This is a genomic window from Sphingomonas sp. BRN-1R (assembly GCF_057748035.1).
In genome coordinates, this window is record NZ_CM173236.1 from 2,765,317 (window position 1) to 2,781,107 (window position 15,791).

The following is a 15,791-nucleotide window of genomic DNA, read 5'->3' on the forward strand; positions in this document are numbered from 1 at the left end:
AGCGAAGTCGAGGCACCTGCGCTCCGGCCCTATCCCTCGACTTCGCTCGGGACAAACCATGGGGGCATGGTCGTGATCCTCGGCGCGATCATCGCTGGCGGCGCGTCGAGCCGGTTCGGCAGTGACAAAGCGTTCGCGCTGCTCGACGGCACGCCGCTGATCGCGCATGCCATCGCGGCGATCGCCCCCTTGGTGGACGAGGTCGTCGTGTGCGGGCGGGAATGGGCCAATCTGCCCTCGCTCGCGGACCGGCCGGTGGCGGGGCTCGGGCCACTCGGCGGGATCGCCGCCGCGCTTTCCTATGCGGAGACGCGGGGCCATGCGCACGTCCTGACGATCGGCTGCGACATGCCGCGCGTGCCGGCGGCGCTGCTCGCGGACCTGATCGCCCGCGCGCCGGCCTATTGCAGCGACGCGCCGATCCTCGGCTGCTGGCCGGCCGGTGCGGCGGGCGCGCTGACAGCGCGGCTGGCGGGGCACCAAAGCGGCGTCAGGAATGGTGCGCTGTCGATCCGCCGCTGGGCCGACGCGATCGGCGCGTCACCACTTGCCGCCCCTGCGCCGTTGTTCAACGTCAACACACCAGCGGACCTGCCGGCATGACCACGCGCACCGAAGCCGTCCTGGTCCTCACCCGCGAGGGCGCGCATACGGCGACCCGCGAAATTGCGGTGGAGACGGCAATCGCGATCGAGGTCAACGGCATCGGCTATGCCGTGCTGATGGCGACGCCCGATGCGCTCGCCGATCTCGCCACCGGTTTCCTGCTGACCGAGCGGCTGATCGACTCGGGCGCCGACCTGATCGACCTCGATCCGTTCGAGACGCCGACCGGCTGGATCGTCCGCGCCACCGTCGCCGAGCGTTGCGCCGCGCGCATCCACGATCGCGTGCGCCACCGCACCAGCGACACCGCCTGCGGGCTGTGCGGCGTTTCGGGGCTTGAACAGGTCGTCCGCCCGGTCGCGCGCGCCGCCCCCGCCCCGCGCACGACCGCCGCAGCGCTGTTCGCCGCGCTCGACGGCATGCGCGCGCACCAGCCGCTCACCGCACGCACCGGTGCGCTTCATGCCGCCGCCTGGTGCGATGCCGAGGGCGCGATCCGCACGGCGCGCGAGGACGTCGGCCGCCACAACGCGCTCGACAAGCTGATCGGGGCGTGTGCGGGCGAAGACCTCGCGGCGGGGTTCCTGCTCGTCACCTCCCGGATCAGCTTCGAAATGGTCGACAAGGCGCTGGTCGCGGGCGCAGCGCTGCTGGCCGGCATCTCCGCACCGACCGCGCTCGCGGTCGACCACGCGCGCGCGCACGGGCTCAGCCTGGTTGCCTTGGCGCGCGCCGATTCGATGCTGGTGCTGAACGATCCGCACCGCGCCTTCGCGGCGCGGCTGTAATCTCGAATGGTAGCGAAGGAGGGACTTGAACCCCCGACCCCAGGATTATGATTCCCGTGCTCTAACCAGCTGAGCTACTTCGCCCTGCCATTCGAGAGCGGCGCCTATATGGGCCCGGAACCGCGCGGTCAAGCGAACATATGGCGCGACAGCGGCTCCCACGGTCCGCCACGATAATACCAGCTCGCTAGTCCCGCGATCGCCACGGCGCGCGGGCGGAAATCCGCCTCCAGCGTGTGCAGCAGCGCCTTGGCTTCGGACGCAGGCACCTTGTTCTGGACGGTGACGTGCGGTCGCCAGCCGGCACGGTCCTGCGGCGTCAGCAGCGCGGCGAAGGCGTGCGCGAGCGAATCGCGGATCGCCGCCAGCGCCGGGCTCTCGATACGGAACGCGACGCCGCCCCCGAGCGACATCAGCCCGCCGATTCGCGCGTCGGGCGGGGGCACCCCGCGCGTCTCCGCCGACAGCCGGCGCTTGAGTTCGTGCGTGACGGAGGGCGGCAGGTGGTGGAACATCGTCAGATGCGCGGCGAGGTGGTTGCGCTCGGGCGGGAAATGCCGTGCGCGCAGGCCATCGAAATACGCCGCGTCAGCCTTGCCGAACAGCGCCGTGACGATGATCGGCGCGGGGATCGGCGCCGAGAGAGCAGCGGAGTCGTTCAAATCTCGAGCTGGCTGCCGAGTTCGACCACGCGGTTGGTCGGCAGCCGGAAGAACTCCATCGCGCTTTCGGCGTTGCGCAGCATCCACGCGAACAGCTTCTCGCGCCAGATCATCATTCCCGGCCGCGACGACGGCAGCAACGTCTGCCGCGCGAGGAAGAAGCTGGTGTCCATCATGCGGAACTCGGCGCCGCAGCGATGCACGTTGGCGAGCGCGACCGGCACGTCGGGTTCCTCGATGAAGCCGTATTTCAGCACCATGCGGTGGAAGCCGTGGGTCAGATCCTCGAGATAGCAGCGCTGCCCCTCGGCCACATAGGGCTCGTCGACGATCTTGACAGTCAGCAGGATGATCCGCTCGTGCAGCACCTTGTTGTGCTTTAGGTTGTGGAGCAGCGCGTGCGGCACGCCCTCGGGCGTCGAGGTCATGAACACCGCCGTGCCCGGCACGCGAGTCGCGGCGCTGGCGGCGGATTGGATGAACACCTTGATCGGCATCGCCCCCTCGCGCATCCGCGCCATCATTAACTGACGGCCCTTCGACCAGGTCGTCAGCACCGTGAAGATGATGAACCCGGCGAGCAGCGGGAACCAGCCGCCCGACACGATCTTGGTCATGTTGGCGGTGAAATACGCGCCGTCGACCACGAAGAACAGGGTCAGCAGAGGCGCCGCCGTCCAGATCGGCCAGTTCCACAGCCGGCGCAGCACCACCGCGAGCAGACAGGTGTCGATCAGCATCGCCCCCGTCACTGCGATGCCATAGGCGGCGGTGAGGTTGGAGGAGCTGCGGAAGAACGCGACCAGCAGCAGCACCATCGTCAGCAACAGCCAGTTGATGAGCGGGATATAGATCTGCCCGGCGGTCTGCGCATTGGTATGCTCGATCCGCAGGCGCGGCATGAAGCCGAGCTGGATCGCCTGCTGCGTGACGGAAAACGCGCCCGAGATCACCGCCTGACTGGCGATCATCGCCGCCGCCGTCGCGATCAGCACCAGCGGAAGCTGCCACTCGTCCGGTGCCAGTTTGTAGAACGGGCTCTCCAGCGCGGGCGCACCGTCGCGGAACAGCAGGGCGCCCTGCCCCATATAGTTGAGCATCAGCGCCGGCAGCACGAAGAACATCCACGACACGCGGATCGGCTTGCGGCCGAAATGCCCCATGTCGGCATAGAGTGCCTCCGCCCCCGTCACCGCCAGCACGACCGAACCGAGCGCAAGGAAAGCGCGCACCGGGTCGTGAACGAAGAACATCATCGCGTAATGCGGCGACAGCGACCACAGGACGCCCGGCGTCTTGACGATGCTCATCACGCCCAGCGCGGCGATCACCACGAAATACAGCAGCATCACGGGGCCGAAGAACAGCCCAATCTTGGCAGTGCCTTTCGACTGGATGACGAACAGCCCGACGATGATGAGCGCCGACAAAGGCAGCACCAGATGCGACAGGCTCGGCTGCGCGACCGCGAGCCCCTCGACCGCGCCGAGCACGGTGACGGCGGGCGTTATCATGCTGTCGCCGTAGAACAGCGCCGTCGCGAACACGCCGAGCAGCACGATGCCGCGCGACCAGCGGATCTGCTTCACCCGGCCGGAGATGAGCGCGAGCAGCGCGAGGCTGCCGCCCTCGCCCTTGTTATCGGCGCGCATGATGATGGTGACATACTGGATCGTCACGACCAGCAACATCGACCAGAAGATCAGGCTGCACACCCCCATGATGTGCATCGCGTCGACGTCGAGCTTGTGGTGCCCGGCGAACGTCTCGCGAAAGGCGTAGAGCGGGCTGGTGCCGATGTCGCCGAACACCACGCCGATCGCGCCGAGCGCGAGCTTGGGCAAGGCATCGCCGGAACGGGGCGAGTGACCGGACGTCGACGGATCGACTCCAGCGGGCGCAGGCTCGGCCGCGCTGAGAAGATTTGTGCTCACGGGCGGGCTGTTCTTGCCCGGAAATCAATCATATACGACATATGCAGACCGATTGCGCCCCTGTGATCCACAGCGGCAGGGCCCTAGCATGGTGCCAAGGCCCTCGCAACTTTGCATGTGGGGATGTACCGGAACGGATCAAGTCCCCGCATAAGCGCGCCCCAGCGTAAGGATCGCGGCGACATGGCGCGCGGCGATCGCGGCGGTGTCCGCGCCGTAGCCGCCGCCCACGGTGCTGGCGAGCGGAATGCCCCGCGCGATCGCGAGGCGGCCGACCAGCGCCTCGCGCGCGACGAGCCCCGCTTCGGTGAGCCCGAGGCGGCCGAGCCGGTCGCCGCCGAACGGATCGACGCCCGCCTGATACAGGATCAACCCCGGCCGCACGCTGTCGAGCATCGGCGCGAGGCTCTCCTCCAGCGCGGCGAGATACGCGTCGTCCCCGGTGCCGTCGGCGAGCGGCACGTCGAGCGTCGAGCGCGCCTTTCGGACCGGAAAGTTCTTTTCGGCATGGATCGAATAGGTGGCGATGCCGGGGCGGCCCGCGCACAGCGAGGCGGTGCCGTCGCCCTGATGCACGTCGCAATCGACCACCAGCAGCCGCTCGACCGCGCCCTCCTCGACCAGCCGCACCGCCGCCACCGCGAGATCGTTGAGCACGCAATAGCCCGCCCCGGTGTTGGCAAGCGCATGGTGGCTGCCCCCGGCGGTGTTGGCGGCGAAGCCATGTTCGAGCGCGAGCCTGCCCGCTGCCCAAGTCCCCCCGACGACACGCTGCGAGCGTTCCGCCACACCCGCCGTCACCGCGAAACCGATGCGGCGTTCCTTGTCAGGCGGCACGCGCGCTTCCAGCACCTCGGCAATATATTCGGGGTCATGGACCGCCTCCAGCCACGCGCGCGGCATCCGCTCCGGTTCGAACCATGCGACGTCGCTTTCCGCGCGAAGCAGATCGCGCACCAGACCGTTCTTGCTGAGCTGGGTCGGGCTGCGCACATGGGCGGCGGAAACATAGGCGGGATGATGGACGACCGGGATCACCCAGCTTAGGTAAGGTGCCACGGCGCACATCGCAAAGCGCGACCGGCTGGAGGCAGATGTGGAAGTGTTCGTCCGACCCGATGTGCGCGGCTTTCTCGCCTTCCTCAACGCCGCGCCGGGCCCGCGCATGTACGAACTCGATGCCGCCCGCGCGCGGCTCGGGCTGCGCGCGATCAAGGATATCGCCGATCTGCCGGTCGGGCCGCTCGGCACGCTGCGTGACGTGACCATCCCCGGCCCGGCGGGCGACCTGCCCGCGCGGCTGTTCGATCCGCGCGAGAACCGCGAGGCGGGGCCACTGGTGCTGTTCTTCCACGGCGGCGGCTTCGTGATCGGCGATCTCGACACGCACGCCAGCTTCTGCGCGGAGATGGCGCGCGCGCTCGATCTGCCTGTGCTCGCGGTCGATTACCGGCTCGCGCCCGAACACCCCTGGCCCGCCGCGCCCGAGGATTGCGTCGCGGCGGCGCGCTGGGCGGCGGGCGCGCCCGAGGCGCTGCCGTGCGACGTCACCAGCCTCGTCGTGTGCGGCGACAGCGCGGGCGGCAACCTCGCGATAGTGACGGCGATGGCCTTGCGCGACGAACCCGCCGCCGCGCCGGTGCTCGCGCAGGTGCTGTTCTACCCCGCCACCGACGGCACGCGCGACTATCCCAGCCTGTTCGCGTTCGAAAGCGGCTATCTGCTCGATCGCGCCAGCCTCGAATGGTTCCGCGACGCCTATCGCGCCGACCAGTCGGACCTGCGCGCCTCGCCGCTGCTCGGCGATCTCTACGCGATGCCGCCCGCCGTGATCCTCACCGCCAACCTCGATCCGATCCGCGATCAGGGCCGTGCCTATGCGGCAGCGCTCGCGCAGAAGGGGGTGCCGGTGGTGTTCCGCGAGGCGGAGGGCACGATCCACGGCTTCATCACGCTGCGTCAGGCGATCCCCTCCGCCGTCGCCGATTGCGCGGGCGCGTTCGCCGCCGCCAAGACACTCATTGCCGAAAGCCTGGCCGCGCGCTTACCCTCCGGCGACCCCTCACTCCAAACGGGCACAGCATGACCGGCACCGACCACCATTCGCTTCCCTACCGCCCGTGCGCCGGGCTGATGATCCTCAACCGCGACGGCAAGGTGTTCGTCGGCCAGCGCAAGGACACCAGCATCGAAGCCTGGCAGATGCCGCAAGGCGGAATCGACCCCGGCGAGGACGCCGAGACCGCTGCCCTGCGCGAACTGGGCGAGGAGACCGGCATCACCCCCGACAAGGTCGAGCTGATCGCGGTCGCCCCGCACGAGCTCACCTATGATCTGCCGCCCGATCTGGTCGGCAAGGTGTGGAAGGGCAAATGGCGCGGGCAGCGCCAGCGCTGGTTCCTCTACCGCTTCCTAGGGCAGGACAGCGATATCGACATCGCGACCGAACACGAGGAGTTCATCGCCTGGCGCTGGATCGAGCCTGCCGATCTGCCGGTGCTGATCGTGCCTTTCAAAAAGGCGCTGTATGAAGACATCCTCATGATGTTCGGCAGCCATCTGGTGTAATGCGGCCAGCGGAAGGGCGCGCGCGACAACCGGGTTTTCGCTGCGCTGCGGCGACTGCTAAGGGATCGACATGCTGTTTCCGGTACTTCTCGTCGCGGCGCCTGTCCCTGCCCCCGCGCCTCCGGCCACCGCACCCGCCATCAAGACCGATCAGCCGATCCCGCCGCAGTTGAAGGCGATGCTCGATGCCGCGATCGCCTCGGGCAACGAGAACGACATCACCATCATCTCGAAATACGCCGCCAACGCCGCCCCCGAATCCGCCAAGACGATCAAGGCATCGGTCGACGGCTGGCGCAAGGCGCGCGAGGCCAAGCGGGTCGAGACCATCGTCGAGGCCGGCCCGTTCGATCTGTGGAAGGGCAGCGCCACGCTCGGCGGCTATGCCACCACCGGCAACACCAACGACGTCGGCGTCAGCGCGGCGGTGAAGCTGACGCGCGAGACGTTGCAGTGGAAGCACACCGTCACGCTCGCGGTCGATTACAAGCAGAGCAGCGGCGTCATCAGCCGCGAACATTATCTCGCCTCGTACGAGCCCAACTACAAATTCTCCGAACGGGGCTATATCTACGGCACCGCCAGCTACGAGAGCGACCGGTTCCTCGGCTATTACGATCGCTATGCGGGATCGGTCGGCGCGGGCTACGGGGTGGTGCGCGCGTCGAACGTCAAGCTCGATCTCGAACTCGGGCCGGCCTATCGCCGCACCTCGTTCACCGATGCGACGCAGGAAAACAGCTTCGCCGCGCGCGGATCGGTGGATTTCAACCTCAAGCTCAACCGCGCGATTTCGGTGACGCAGGCCGCCTCCGCCTACCTCCAACGGATCAACAGCACGGTCAGCAGCACCACTGCCGTGAACGCCAAGCTGTTCGGGCCATTGTCGGCGAAACTCGCCTATGCGGTGCAATATGAAAGCCAGCCGCCGATCGGACGGGTCAGCACCGACACGTCGAGCACGGCGTCGATCGTGTATAGTTTCTGATCTGATCGTTTCGCCACAAGTCGCGTTTGCGACGAATACCAGTCGGATGTGGCTTTCTGCTTCCCCCGCAGCGAGCGACCTTCTACAGTTTCGCATGTTCGTGCCGAACTTGGAGAGGGGCCGCATCGATGCCGTACGATAACGACAGGTACAAGGCGAACGACGATCTCATCAAAACCGTGGTCGATGATTTCAACGCGAACAAAGCCGCCCGGATCGATGCCACCGAAGATCAGGTCAAACAGATCCCGGACATGACGGTCGGGATGTTCAAGGCATGGCTGATCCAGGAATCGGGCGGCTCGGACGCGCGGTCGATCGCGGCGTGGCTGAAGGATCCGGCGCAGGTCAACGTCCCCGGCGACTGGAACGATTACAAGAAGGACCTGGGCCTGACCGAGCCGACGCAGCGCAACGAAGGCACGCTGGAAGGCAATATGAAGGCCGCGCTGGCATATCTGGCGCGCAAGGGCTTCGGCAAATCGGGCAAAGCACCCCGCCTGACCCCGACGTCGAGCTTCGATGGCTGGGCTACCGCGTTTCGCCGCTATAACGGGCGCAGCGTCATCACGTCGAACGGGTCGAGCTATTCGCAGAACTATTCGGATCGCATCGTCGAACGCGCAAACGGCATTGCCGCCGGCAAGGAGACGCCCATTGAACTTCCCAAGCCGCTCCCACCCGCCCCGGCCAAACCCGCCGCTGCCGCCGCAACGGCGCAGCCCTGAGATGCGCAGCCTGATCGCGACGAGCGCGTGTCTGCTGGCCACGCTGCCCGGCTATACGCCAGTCGCCGCCGCGCCCGCCGCGGCTACCGCCTGCCAGGTCCGCAACATCGGCGGTGCTGGCGCCGCGACGATCTTCCGACAGGTCGAGGCTGCCAAAGCGCCGATCACGCGCGCGCTGGCGATCGGACGCGGACGCACGGTAAAGGCCACGTACGACTTCACCCAGCAGGGCAACGGCACGCTCCAGATCGCCAACCTGTTGCTCCGCCCGTACAGCGAATCCGATGCGACGGAAAACTATCAGGGCCATGCCCTCGACGTGACGTTGTTCCCGGATTCGGTGACGGGCCTTTGCTCGATCGCGGTGTCGGGCATCGTCGAGGAAACCGGCGAGAAGGACGACGCCGTCGTCGCGCGCCGCCCCGCCTTCGCGGTGTACCGCCTCGCCAGTTCGGGTCGCTTCGTCCGCGAGATCGCCGCCGAGGCCAAGATGTTCGATCTCACCAAGTGACGTACGCCACCGCCGCGCGGGTGGAGTAGCGCCGCGTCCCGCGCTACACCCCTGCGATGGACACGCTCTCCCGCTTCGAACGCGACGCGATCGACCGCATCGACGGTGCCACGATGCTCGCGCAGACGCAGCGCTGGGCGGCGATCAACTCGGGCACGCGCAACCTTGCGGGGTTGGCGGCGGTGGCGGGCGAACTCGCCGATGCTTTCGCCATCCTGCCCGGCGACGTGGCGCTCGCCGCGCCGGCACCTGCCGAGACGGTGCTGGCGGACGGCACCGTCGCCGCGCTCGATCACGGTCGGCATCTCCACCTGAACGTGCGACCAGACGCGCCTGTCCGCATCCTGTTGACCGGGCATATGGATACGGTGTTCCCTGCCGATCACCCGTTCCAGAGCGTACGCTGGCAGGACGACGGCAGCCTCAACGGCCCCGGCGTGGCGGACATGAAAGGCGGCCTGTCGGTGATGCTCGCCGCGCTGGCGACGGTGGAGGCGAGCCCGCTCGCCGCGCGGATCGGCTATGAGGTGGTGATCGGATCGGACGAGGAAACCGGCTCCTTCTCCTCCGCCCCGCTGATCGCACGCGCCGCGCAGGGCAAGGCGGCGGCGCTCACTTACGAACCCGCGCTGCCCGACGGCACGCTGGCGGGTGCGCGCGGCGGCACGGGCAATTTCTCGATTGTCGTGCGCGGGCGCAGCGCGCATGCCGGGCGCAACCCCGACGATGGCCGCAACGCCCTGCTCGCCGCCGCAGATGTCGCGCTGCGGCTGGCGGAGGCCCGTTCCCCGCGCCTGTCGGTCAACCCCGCGCGGATCGAGGGCGGCGGGCCGAACAATGTCGTGCCCGATCTCGCCGTGCTGCGCGTCAACTTCCGCCCCGCCGACGCGGACGAGATCGCGCGTGCGCGGGCGCACATCGACGCGGTGGTGGCTGAGGTCGCCGCCGCGCGCGAGGTCGCGATCAGCGTTCACGGCGGTTTCAACCGGCCACCCAAGCCGATCGACGCGGGCGCGGCGAAGCTGTTCGGCGTGGTGAAGCGGGCCGGCGCCGACCTCGGCCTCGACATCGCGTGGCGCGACACCGGCGGCGTGTGCGACGGCAACAACATCGCCGCGTGCGGCGTGCCGGTGGTCGACACGATGGGGGTGCGCGGCGGCGCGATCCACTCAGCGCAGGAGTTCCTCATCCCCGACAGCTTGCCCGAACGCGCCGCACTGTCGGCGCTCACCATCCTGCGTATCGCCGAGAAGGGAAGCCTGTGAGTTTTCGCATCCGTGCCGCGCGCGACGAGGATCTTCAGCCGCTCTACGAGATGGCCAAGCTGACCGGCGGCGGCTTCACCAACCTGCCGCCCGACCGGCGCTCGCTGAAGGCCAAGCTCGACAAGAGCCATGTCGCCTTCGCCAAGACCAACGACGGCCTAGCCGACGAGCTGTTCGTGCTGGTGCTGGAGAATGTCGACACCGGCGAGGTGCGCGGCACCTGCCAGATCTTCACGCATGTCGGCCAGCATTACCCGTTCTACAGCTACCGCATCGGCACGCTGACGCAGCACAGCAAGGAACTCGCGCGCACCTTCCGCGCCGACCAGTTAAGCCTCACCACCGATCTCGAAGGGTGCAGCGAGGTGGGCGGCCTGTTCCTCCACCCGGGCGAGCGCGCCGGGGGCCTCGGCATGCTGCTCGCGCGCAGCCGCTACATGTTCATCGCGCAGCACCGCGCACGCTTTGCCGACCGTATCCTCGCCGAGCTGCGCGGCGTGATCGACGAGGCGGGCGGGTCGCCGTTCTGGGACGGGCTGGCCGGTCGATTCTTCGGGATGAACTTCCAGGATGCGGACCAGTTCAACGCGATCCACGGCCACCAGTTCATCGCCGATCTGTTCCCCAAACACCCGATCTACATCGCCATGCTGCCCGAAGCGGCGCGTGCCGCGATCGGCCTGCCCCACCCCTCCGGCCGCGCGGCGATGCGGATGCTGGAGATCGAAGGGTTCGCGTTCGACAAGTACGTCGACATTTTCGACGGCGGCCCGACCATGACCGCGCCGACCGACCGGGTGAAGACGATCGCCAACGCGCGTCCGGCGCGCCTGATCGCGATCGACGGCGACGGCGGCGATCCGGCGCTCGTCGCGGCCGGACGGCTGGGCGATTTCCGCTGCGCATATGGCAAGCTGCGCGCGGCCGGCGACGGCGTGGTGATCGACCGTCCGTGTGCCGACGCGCTCGGCTTGCGCGAAGGCGACGACCTCGCCTGGGTGGCGCGCTACTGATGCTGAAGGAAATCAATTTCGACGGGGTGATCGGCCCCAGCCACAATTTCGCAGGGCTCAGCCCCGGCAACCTCGCCGCGACTGCGAGTGCCGGCGCGCCATCGCACCCGCGCACCGCGGCGCTGGAGGGGATCGCCAAGATGCGCGCCAACCTCGCGCTCGGGCTGACGCAGGGCGTGTTCGTGCCGCTCGCCCGGCCCGATCACCGCTGGCTGGCATCGCTGTCGACCGACTTTACACAGGCCGCGCCGCACCTTCAGGCGCAGGCGCTGTCCGCATCGGCGATGTGGGCGGCCAACGCCGCAACCGTGTCGCCCGCGCCCGATACCGCCGATGGCAAGTGCCACCTGTCGGTCGCCAATCTGGTGACGATGCCGCATCGCAGCCACGAATGGCCGGGCACGCTCGCGCAGCTTCGCCTCGCCTTCGCCGATCCCGCCTTCGCGGTGCACGGCCCGGTGCCCGCGCCGTTCGGGGACGAGGGCGCAGCCAACCACATGCGGCTGTGCGCGCACCACGGCGCCCCGGGGGTGGAGGTGTTCGTCTATGGCGTGCCCGGCGGCCCCTTCCCCGCGCGCCAGCACCCGGAGGCGAGCGCGGCGGTGGCGCGCGCGCACGGCCTCGCGCCCGACCGCACAGTGTTCGTGCAGCAATCCGACGCGGCGATCGCGGCGGGGGCGTTCCATAACGACGTGGTGGCGGTCGCCAACGAACGTGTGCTGTTCACGCACGAACTGGCCTTCGCCGATCGCGCCGGCTTCTACGCCGATCTGCGCGCGCGTCTGCCCGAGATCGAGATCGTCGAGGTGCCAGCCGCCGATGTGAGCCTCGCCGATGCGATCTCCTCCTATCTGTTCAACGCGCAACTCGTCACGCCACCCGAAGGCGGCATGACGTTGATCGTCCCGCGCGAGGCGGCGAGCAACCTGACCGTGCGGAGCTATCTGCGCGCGATGCTCGCCGGCAACGGCCCGATCCGGCGCGTCGCGGTGGTGGACGTGCGGCAAAGCATGGCGAACGGTGGCGGCCCAGCGTGCCTGCGGCTGCGCGTCGTCGCCGATCCGGCCACGGTCGATCCGCGCTTCCTGGTCGATGCCGCGCGGCTGGACCTGATCGAGCGAATCGTCACCGCGCACTGGCCCGAACAGATCGACCACGATGCGATCGGCGACCCCGCGCTGATCGCCACGATCGAGGGCGCGCGGCGGGCGCTGCTGGAGGCGCTCGACCTTGTCGAATTAACTGACACGTAACCATGTTCGTTAAGCCGGAAGCACGCAAATCCGCCATTGGCCTGCTCTTTGCTTAACATCCTGGCATGTGGCACAAAATCTCCAGACTGTTCGTCATCAAGAACAAGTTCGAGGCGTTCGTGGTCATCTACGGCCTCGGGCTCGGCTCGGTCGAACGCGGCGTGCATTACGTCGAGCAATATCATGGCAGCGCCGGCGGCTGGATGCTGTTCGCGGTCTGCCCGCTCGCGGTGTTCATGGCCGGGGCGCGCATCCTCGATTCGGTCGAACGCAACGACTGGCGCTGACGCCCGTTGACAAGCGAATCGCGCTCCGCCCAAGACGGTTGCGGGGAAGAGCGAGGGCGGAACATGCGGACGGTGTTGCTGGCGGGCGGTTTGGGCACCCGGCTCGGCGAGGAGACCTCGGTCCGGCCCAAGCCGATGGTCGAGATCGGCGGCATGCCGATCCTGTGGCACATCATGAAGATCTATTCCGCCGCCGGGCTGAACGACTTCATCGTCTGCCTCGGCTACAAGGGCTATATGATCAAGGAGTTCTTCGCGAACTACTTCCTCCATACCGCCGACGTGACGATCGACATCGCCAACAACGAGATGGAGGTCCACCACGCCCGCACCGAGCCGTGGCGGATCACTTTGGTCGAAACCGGCGCGAACACGATGACCGGCGGGCGCCTGCGCGCGATCCGGCCGTATCTGACCGAAGGCGAGCCGTTCTGCTTCACCTATGGCGACGGCGTCGCCGATATCGACGTGGCGGCGCTGCTGGCGTTCCACGCCAGCCACGGGCTGCGCGCGACGATCACCGCGGTTTCCCCGCCGGGCCGCTTCGGCGCGCTCGAATTCGACATGCACAAGGTGACGAACTTCCGCGAGAAGCCGGCGGGCGACGGCGGCGTCATCAACGGCGGCTTCTTCGTGGCGGACCCGTCGGTGCTCGATCTGGTGTCCGGGCCGGAGGTGATCTGGGAAGCCGGCCCGCTCGAGGCGCTGGCGACCGGCGGAGAGCTGGCGGCGTACCGCCACGAGGGGTTCTGGCAGCCGATGGATACGCTGCGCGACAAGATCTATCTCGATACGCTCTGGAACGAGGGCAAGGCGCCGTGGAAACTGTGGTGAGGATGTCGACGCGCCGGGCGCTGGTTGCCTGACGTCGGCTTTTCCGATTACCTGCCGTCATGCACAGACAACGTGCCCTGTTCAGTGTCATCATCCCGGTTCTGCTGACCGGTTGCGCAACGCGTCTTGGCGAGAAACCGTACCTGACCGAACGCGCCTTCAAGCGGGCGGCCGCCCGGTGCGACGTGATCCCCGAGGGCGTGCATCGCTCGCGCGGCAGCAAACTCCCCTATGCGGACTACAGGCGTTCGCGCGGGGAAGTGCAGTGGGATCATGACGACGGAACGCACGACTGTCTGGCCGCTGCGCTCACCAACTACCGATACGACTTTTTCGGCGAGTATGATCCCGTCAAACGGTGACCGGCACGCGTTTGCAGACGGATTGAAGTCGTGGCGGACCGATGATCGCGCCCGGCCGCGCGGTCGCTGCGGACGAGGCGTGCCCCCGGACTTCCTTTTGCAACATCCGCTGGTTATGCTTTTCCCACGATGTGCCCGCCCGCTGCCCGAATTGGAGATCCCCACGTCTGCCCGATGGTGACGGGAGTGGTGCCGCATGTCGGCGGGCCGATCGTCGGGCCGTGCGCGCCGACGGTGTTGACCGGCAATCTGCCGCAGGCGCGGGTGACGGACATGTGCGTCTGCGTCGGGCCGCCTGACATGATCGCCAAGGGTTCGGCGACCGTTCTCGTCGGCGGCCTGCCTGCCGCGCGGCTCGGCGACACGACGGTGCACGGCGGCAACATCGTCTTCGGCCTTCCCACCGTCATCATCGGCGATCAGGGCGGCGGCGGCGGCGGTGGCGGGGTTGGCGGCATGGGCGCGGCCTTCCCCGCGACACCGCCGTGCCTCGCGGCGGCGGCGGCGAACAGTTCGCCCTTCGTCCGCCCCTGACGTGGAGGCGAACGCCGCCACTGTGCGACAGGCGGTGCTCGCGCTGCCGCCTGCTTATTACGCGGTGGTCGACGGCGCACGGGTGCCGGACCTGCTCCAGACGCTGCGCGCGGGCGGTCTCGTCGCCACGCCGCTGTACCTCGAAGGCGGCGATCCGCAGATCGTGGCGAGCGGACCGATCCTGATCGCGCTGCCCGACCGGGCAGGCTTCGAGCGCTTTCAGACGATGCCGGTGGCAGCAACCGCGCTCTATTGGTCCTGGGCGCGCGGGCTCGATCCGCTGCGGCGGCATCTGCGATCGATCAACCTCGTCGAGGTGCCGGGCGAGGCGATCGGCGAGAGCGGCGGGTTGGAGACGGTGATCCTGCGGCATTGGGACCCGAACGTGGTCGCGCCGCTGCTGCCGTTGCTGTCGCCCGAACAGGAAGCGCGCTTCTTCGGCGATGCTGGCGGGGTGGCGTTCGCCTCGCCCGATTATCAGCAGGTGGCGGCGATCCGACCCCGCGCGGGCCTGCCGGCGAAGCCGAGGGGCATGCTGCGGTTCGGCGCCGAGCAGATGGCGGCGCTGTCGCAGGCGCGGGTGCTCGCGTCACATCGCCGCATCGCCGCGTACCTGCGTGAGTCGGCGCCCGTGCATCTTGCTGCGGTGGACGATGCCACGCTGCTGCACCGTGTCGCCGCGCACGATGCCGAGGCGCAGGCGCTGGGGCTCCGCACGGAAAGCGATGTCGCGCGCTGGAGCTTCCTCCAGGTGATGGCCGGCGGCGCGCTGTTCGCCAATCCGGCGGTGCGCGACCAGTTCGATCCGCGCCACGGCCACAGCGCGAGCGACATGCTCGACGCGATGTTCGAAGACATCATCCATCGTCTGCGCGCGGAGGGCTGATGGCGGCCGCGCTCCCCGCCGTCCCGATCGTCATCGAGGGGATCAAGGACGTCCTGATCGTCCTCGGCATCGTCGGCGGCGGCGCGGTCGCCGCCGATCAGATCTCGAAGGCAAACCAGCGCGCGAAGGACAATGCCCGCGACGCCGCCGCTGCCGACACCTGCGTCAGTTGCCGCAAGGGGCCGTGCGCGGCGCAGGCGGCGGGCACGCCGGGCGCGCGATATCAGGGTGGCGCGCACGCCTTCATGAAGAACCCGCCGGGCGACGGGATGGAGAGCCATCACATGCCCTCCGCCGATGCCTCGCCGCTGCCGCGCGATGCCGGGCCGGCGATCAAGATGGATCCGGCCGATCACAAGCGCACCGCCTCTTATGGCAGCAGCGCCAGCGCGGTCGCCTATCGCGCCGCGCAATCGCGGCTGATACAATCGGGCAACTTCACCGGCGCGTTCGCGATGGATGTGGCCGATGTGCGGGCGAAGTTCGGATCGAAATACGACGGCGCCATCGTGCAGGCCACCGCCTACGAGCAGTGTCTGAAGCGCAACGGCATCGTCAGGTAGAGGGCGCGC

Annotated in this window: 19 protein-coding genes and 1 tRNA gene; 16 read left to right on the forward strand and 4 right to left on the reverse strand. The window is 68.3% G+C overall.

All coding sequences use genetic code 11. From position 1 onward, the window contains the following. Positions 1-66: 66 nt before the first annotated feature. A complete protein-coding gene (mobA, locus tag AC3ANX_RS12770) occupies positions 67-603 on the forward strand; it encodes a molybdenum cofactor guanylyltransferase (RefSeq protein WP_488333652.1) in 537 nt (178 codons plus the stop codon). Then, a complete protein-coding gene (gene fdhD / locus AC3ANX_RS12775; protein WP_488333653.1) occupies positions 600-1,394 on the forward strand; it encodes a formate dehydrogenase accessory sulfurtransferase FdhD in 795 nt (264 codons plus the stop codon). The genes mobA and fdhD overlap by 4 nt, the downstream gene beginning before the upstream one ends. Positions 1,395-1,401: 7 nt before the next feature. On the opposite strand, the gene AC3ANX_RS12780 is transcribed toward fdhD, so the two are convergent. From AC3ANX_RS12780 to AC3ANX_RS12795, 4 genes are all read right to left on the reverse strand, one after another. Continuing rightward, positions 1,402-1,478 (reverse strand) — tRNA-Met (locus tag AC3ANX_RS12780). 44 nt (positions 1,479-1,522) lie between these two features. Continuing rightward, on the reverse strand, positions 1,523-2,056 hold the full coding sequence (locus AC3ANX_RS12785) for a 2'-5' RNA ligase family protein (protein WP_488333654.1): 534 nt from the start codon (positions 2,054-2,056) through the stop codon (positions 1,523-1,525). Next, positions 2,053-3,990 (reverse strand): potassium transporter Kup, encoded by a 1,938-nt coding sequence (locus tag AC3ANX_RS12790; RefSeq protein ID WP_488333655.1) that lies wholly within the window; start codon positions 3,988-3,990, stop codon positions 2,053-2,055. Before AC3ANX_RS12790 ends, AC3ANX_RS12785 begins: the two co-directional genes overlap by 4 nt. Positions 3,991-4,128: 138 nt before the next feature. Next, a complete protein-coding gene (locus AC3ANX_RS12795; RefSeq protein ID WP_488336944.1) occupies positions 4,129-5,028 on the reverse strand; it encodes a histone deacetylase family protein in 900 nt (299 codons plus the stop codon). Between the two features lie 127 nt (positions 5,029-5,155). On the opposite strand from AC3ANX_RS12795, the gene AC3ANX_RS12800 reads away from it, so the two are divergent. The 14 genes from AC3ANX_RS12800 to AC3ANX_RS12865 all read left to right on the forward strand — a co-directional run bounded on the left by AC3ANX_RS12800 (position 5,156) and on the right by AC3ANX_RS12865 (position 15,782). Then, positions 5,156-6,076: an alpha/beta hydrolase gene (locus AC3ANX_RS12800; protein ID WP_488336945.1), complete on the forward strand. Its 921-nt coding sequence runs from the start codon at positions 5,156-5,158 to the stop codon at positions 6,074-6,076. Then, positions 6,073-6,558 carry an RNA pyrophosphohydrolase gene (locus tag AC3ANX_RS12805; RefSeq protein ID WP_488333656.1) on the forward strand — a complete coding sequence of 162 codons (486 nt, stop codon included), beginning with the start codon at positions 6,073-6,075 and terminating at the stop codon, positions 6,556-6,558. Before AC3ANX_RS12800 ends, AC3ANX_RS12805 begins: the two co-directional genes overlap by 4 nt. A gap of 70 nt (positions 6,559-6,628) precedes the next feature. Continuing rightward, on the forward strand, positions 6,629-7,546 hold the full coding sequence (locus tag AC3ANX_RS12810; RefSeq protein WP_488333657.1) for a DUF481 domain-containing protein: 918 nt from the start codon (positions 6,629-6,631) through the stop codon (positions 7,544-7,546). 128 nt (positions 7,547-7,674) lie between these two features. Then, positions 7,675-8,274 carry a hypothetical protein gene (locus tag AC3ANX_RS12815; RefSeq protein ID WP_488333658.1) on the forward strand — a complete coding sequence of 200 codons (600 nt, stop codon included), beginning with the start codon at positions 7,675-7,677 and terminating at the stop codon, positions 8,272-8,274. 1 nt (position 8,275) lies between these two features. After that, positions 8,276-8,785, forward strand: coding sequence for a hypothetical protein (locus AC3ANX_RS12820; protein ID WP_488333659.1), 510 nt, complete (start codon positions 8,276-8,278; stop codon positions 8,783-8,785). A gap of 56 nt (positions 8,786-8,841) precedes the next feature. Beyond that, positions 8,842-10,050 (forward strand): hydrolase, encoded by a 1,209-nt coding sequence (locus tag AC3ANX_RS12825; RefSeq protein ID WP_488333660.1) that lies wholly within the window; start codon positions 8,842-8,844, stop codon positions 10,048-10,050. Next, positions 10,047-11,063 (forward strand): arginine N-succinyltransferase, encoded by a 1,017-nt coding sequence (locus AC3ANX_RS12830; RefSeq protein WP_488333661.1) that lies wholly within the window; start codon positions 10,047-10,049, stop codon positions 11,061-11,063. The genes AC3ANX_RS12825 and AC3ANX_RS12830 overlap by 4 nt, the downstream gene beginning before the upstream one ends. Next, a complete protein-coding gene (locus AC3ANX_RS12835; RefSeq protein WP_488333662.1) occupies positions 11,063-12,316 on the forward strand; it encodes an N-succinylarginine dihydrolase in 1,254 nt (417 codons plus the stop codon). The genes AC3ANX_RS12830 and AC3ANX_RS12835 overlap by 1 nt, the downstream gene beginning before the upstream one ends. Positions 12,317-12,381: 65 nt before the next feature. Continuing rightward, positions 12,382-12,603 (forward strand): hypothetical protein, encoded by a 222-nt coding sequence (locus AC3ANX_RS12840; protein ID WP_488333663.1) that lies wholly within the window; start codon positions 12,382-12,384, stop codon positions 12,601-12,603. A 63-nt stretch (positions 12,604-12,666) separates the two neighbouring features. Then, on the forward strand, positions 12,667-13,437 hold the full coding sequence (gene rfbF / locus AC3ANX_RS12845; protein WP_488333664.1) for a glucose-1-phosphate cytidylyltransferase: 771 nt from the start codon (positions 12,667-12,669) through the stop codon (positions 13,435-13,437). Positions 13,438-13,496: 59 nt separating this feature from the next. After that, positions 13,497-13,799 (forward strand): hypothetical protein, encoded by a 303-nt coding sequence (locus tag AC3ANX_RS12850; RefSeq protein WP_488333665.1) that lies wholly within the window; start codon positions 13,497-13,499, stop codon positions 13,797-13,799. A 174-nt stretch (positions 13,800-13,973) separates the two neighbouring features. Continuing rightward, positions 13,974-14,333 (forward strand): PAAR domain-containing protein, encoded by a 360-nt coding sequence (locus AC3ANX_RS12855; RefSeq protein ID WP_488333666.1) that lies wholly within the window; start codon positions 13,974-13,976, stop codon positions 14,331-14,333. 1 nt (position 14,334) lies between these two features. After that, entirely contained in the window at positions 14,335-15,219 is an 885-nt protein-coding gene (locus tag AC3ANX_RS12860; RefSeq protein WP_488333667.1) for a DUF4123 domain-containing protein, read from the forward strand. Continuing rightward, positions 15,219-15,782, forward strand: a complete 564-nt coding sequence (locus AC3ANX_RS12865; protein WP_488333668.1) for a hypothetical protein — start codon at positions 15,219-15,221, stop codon at positions 15,780-15,782. The genes AC3ANX_RS12860 and AC3ANX_RS12865 overlap by 1 nt, the downstream gene beginning before the upstream one ends. Positions 15,783-15,791: the final 9 nt, after the last annotated feature.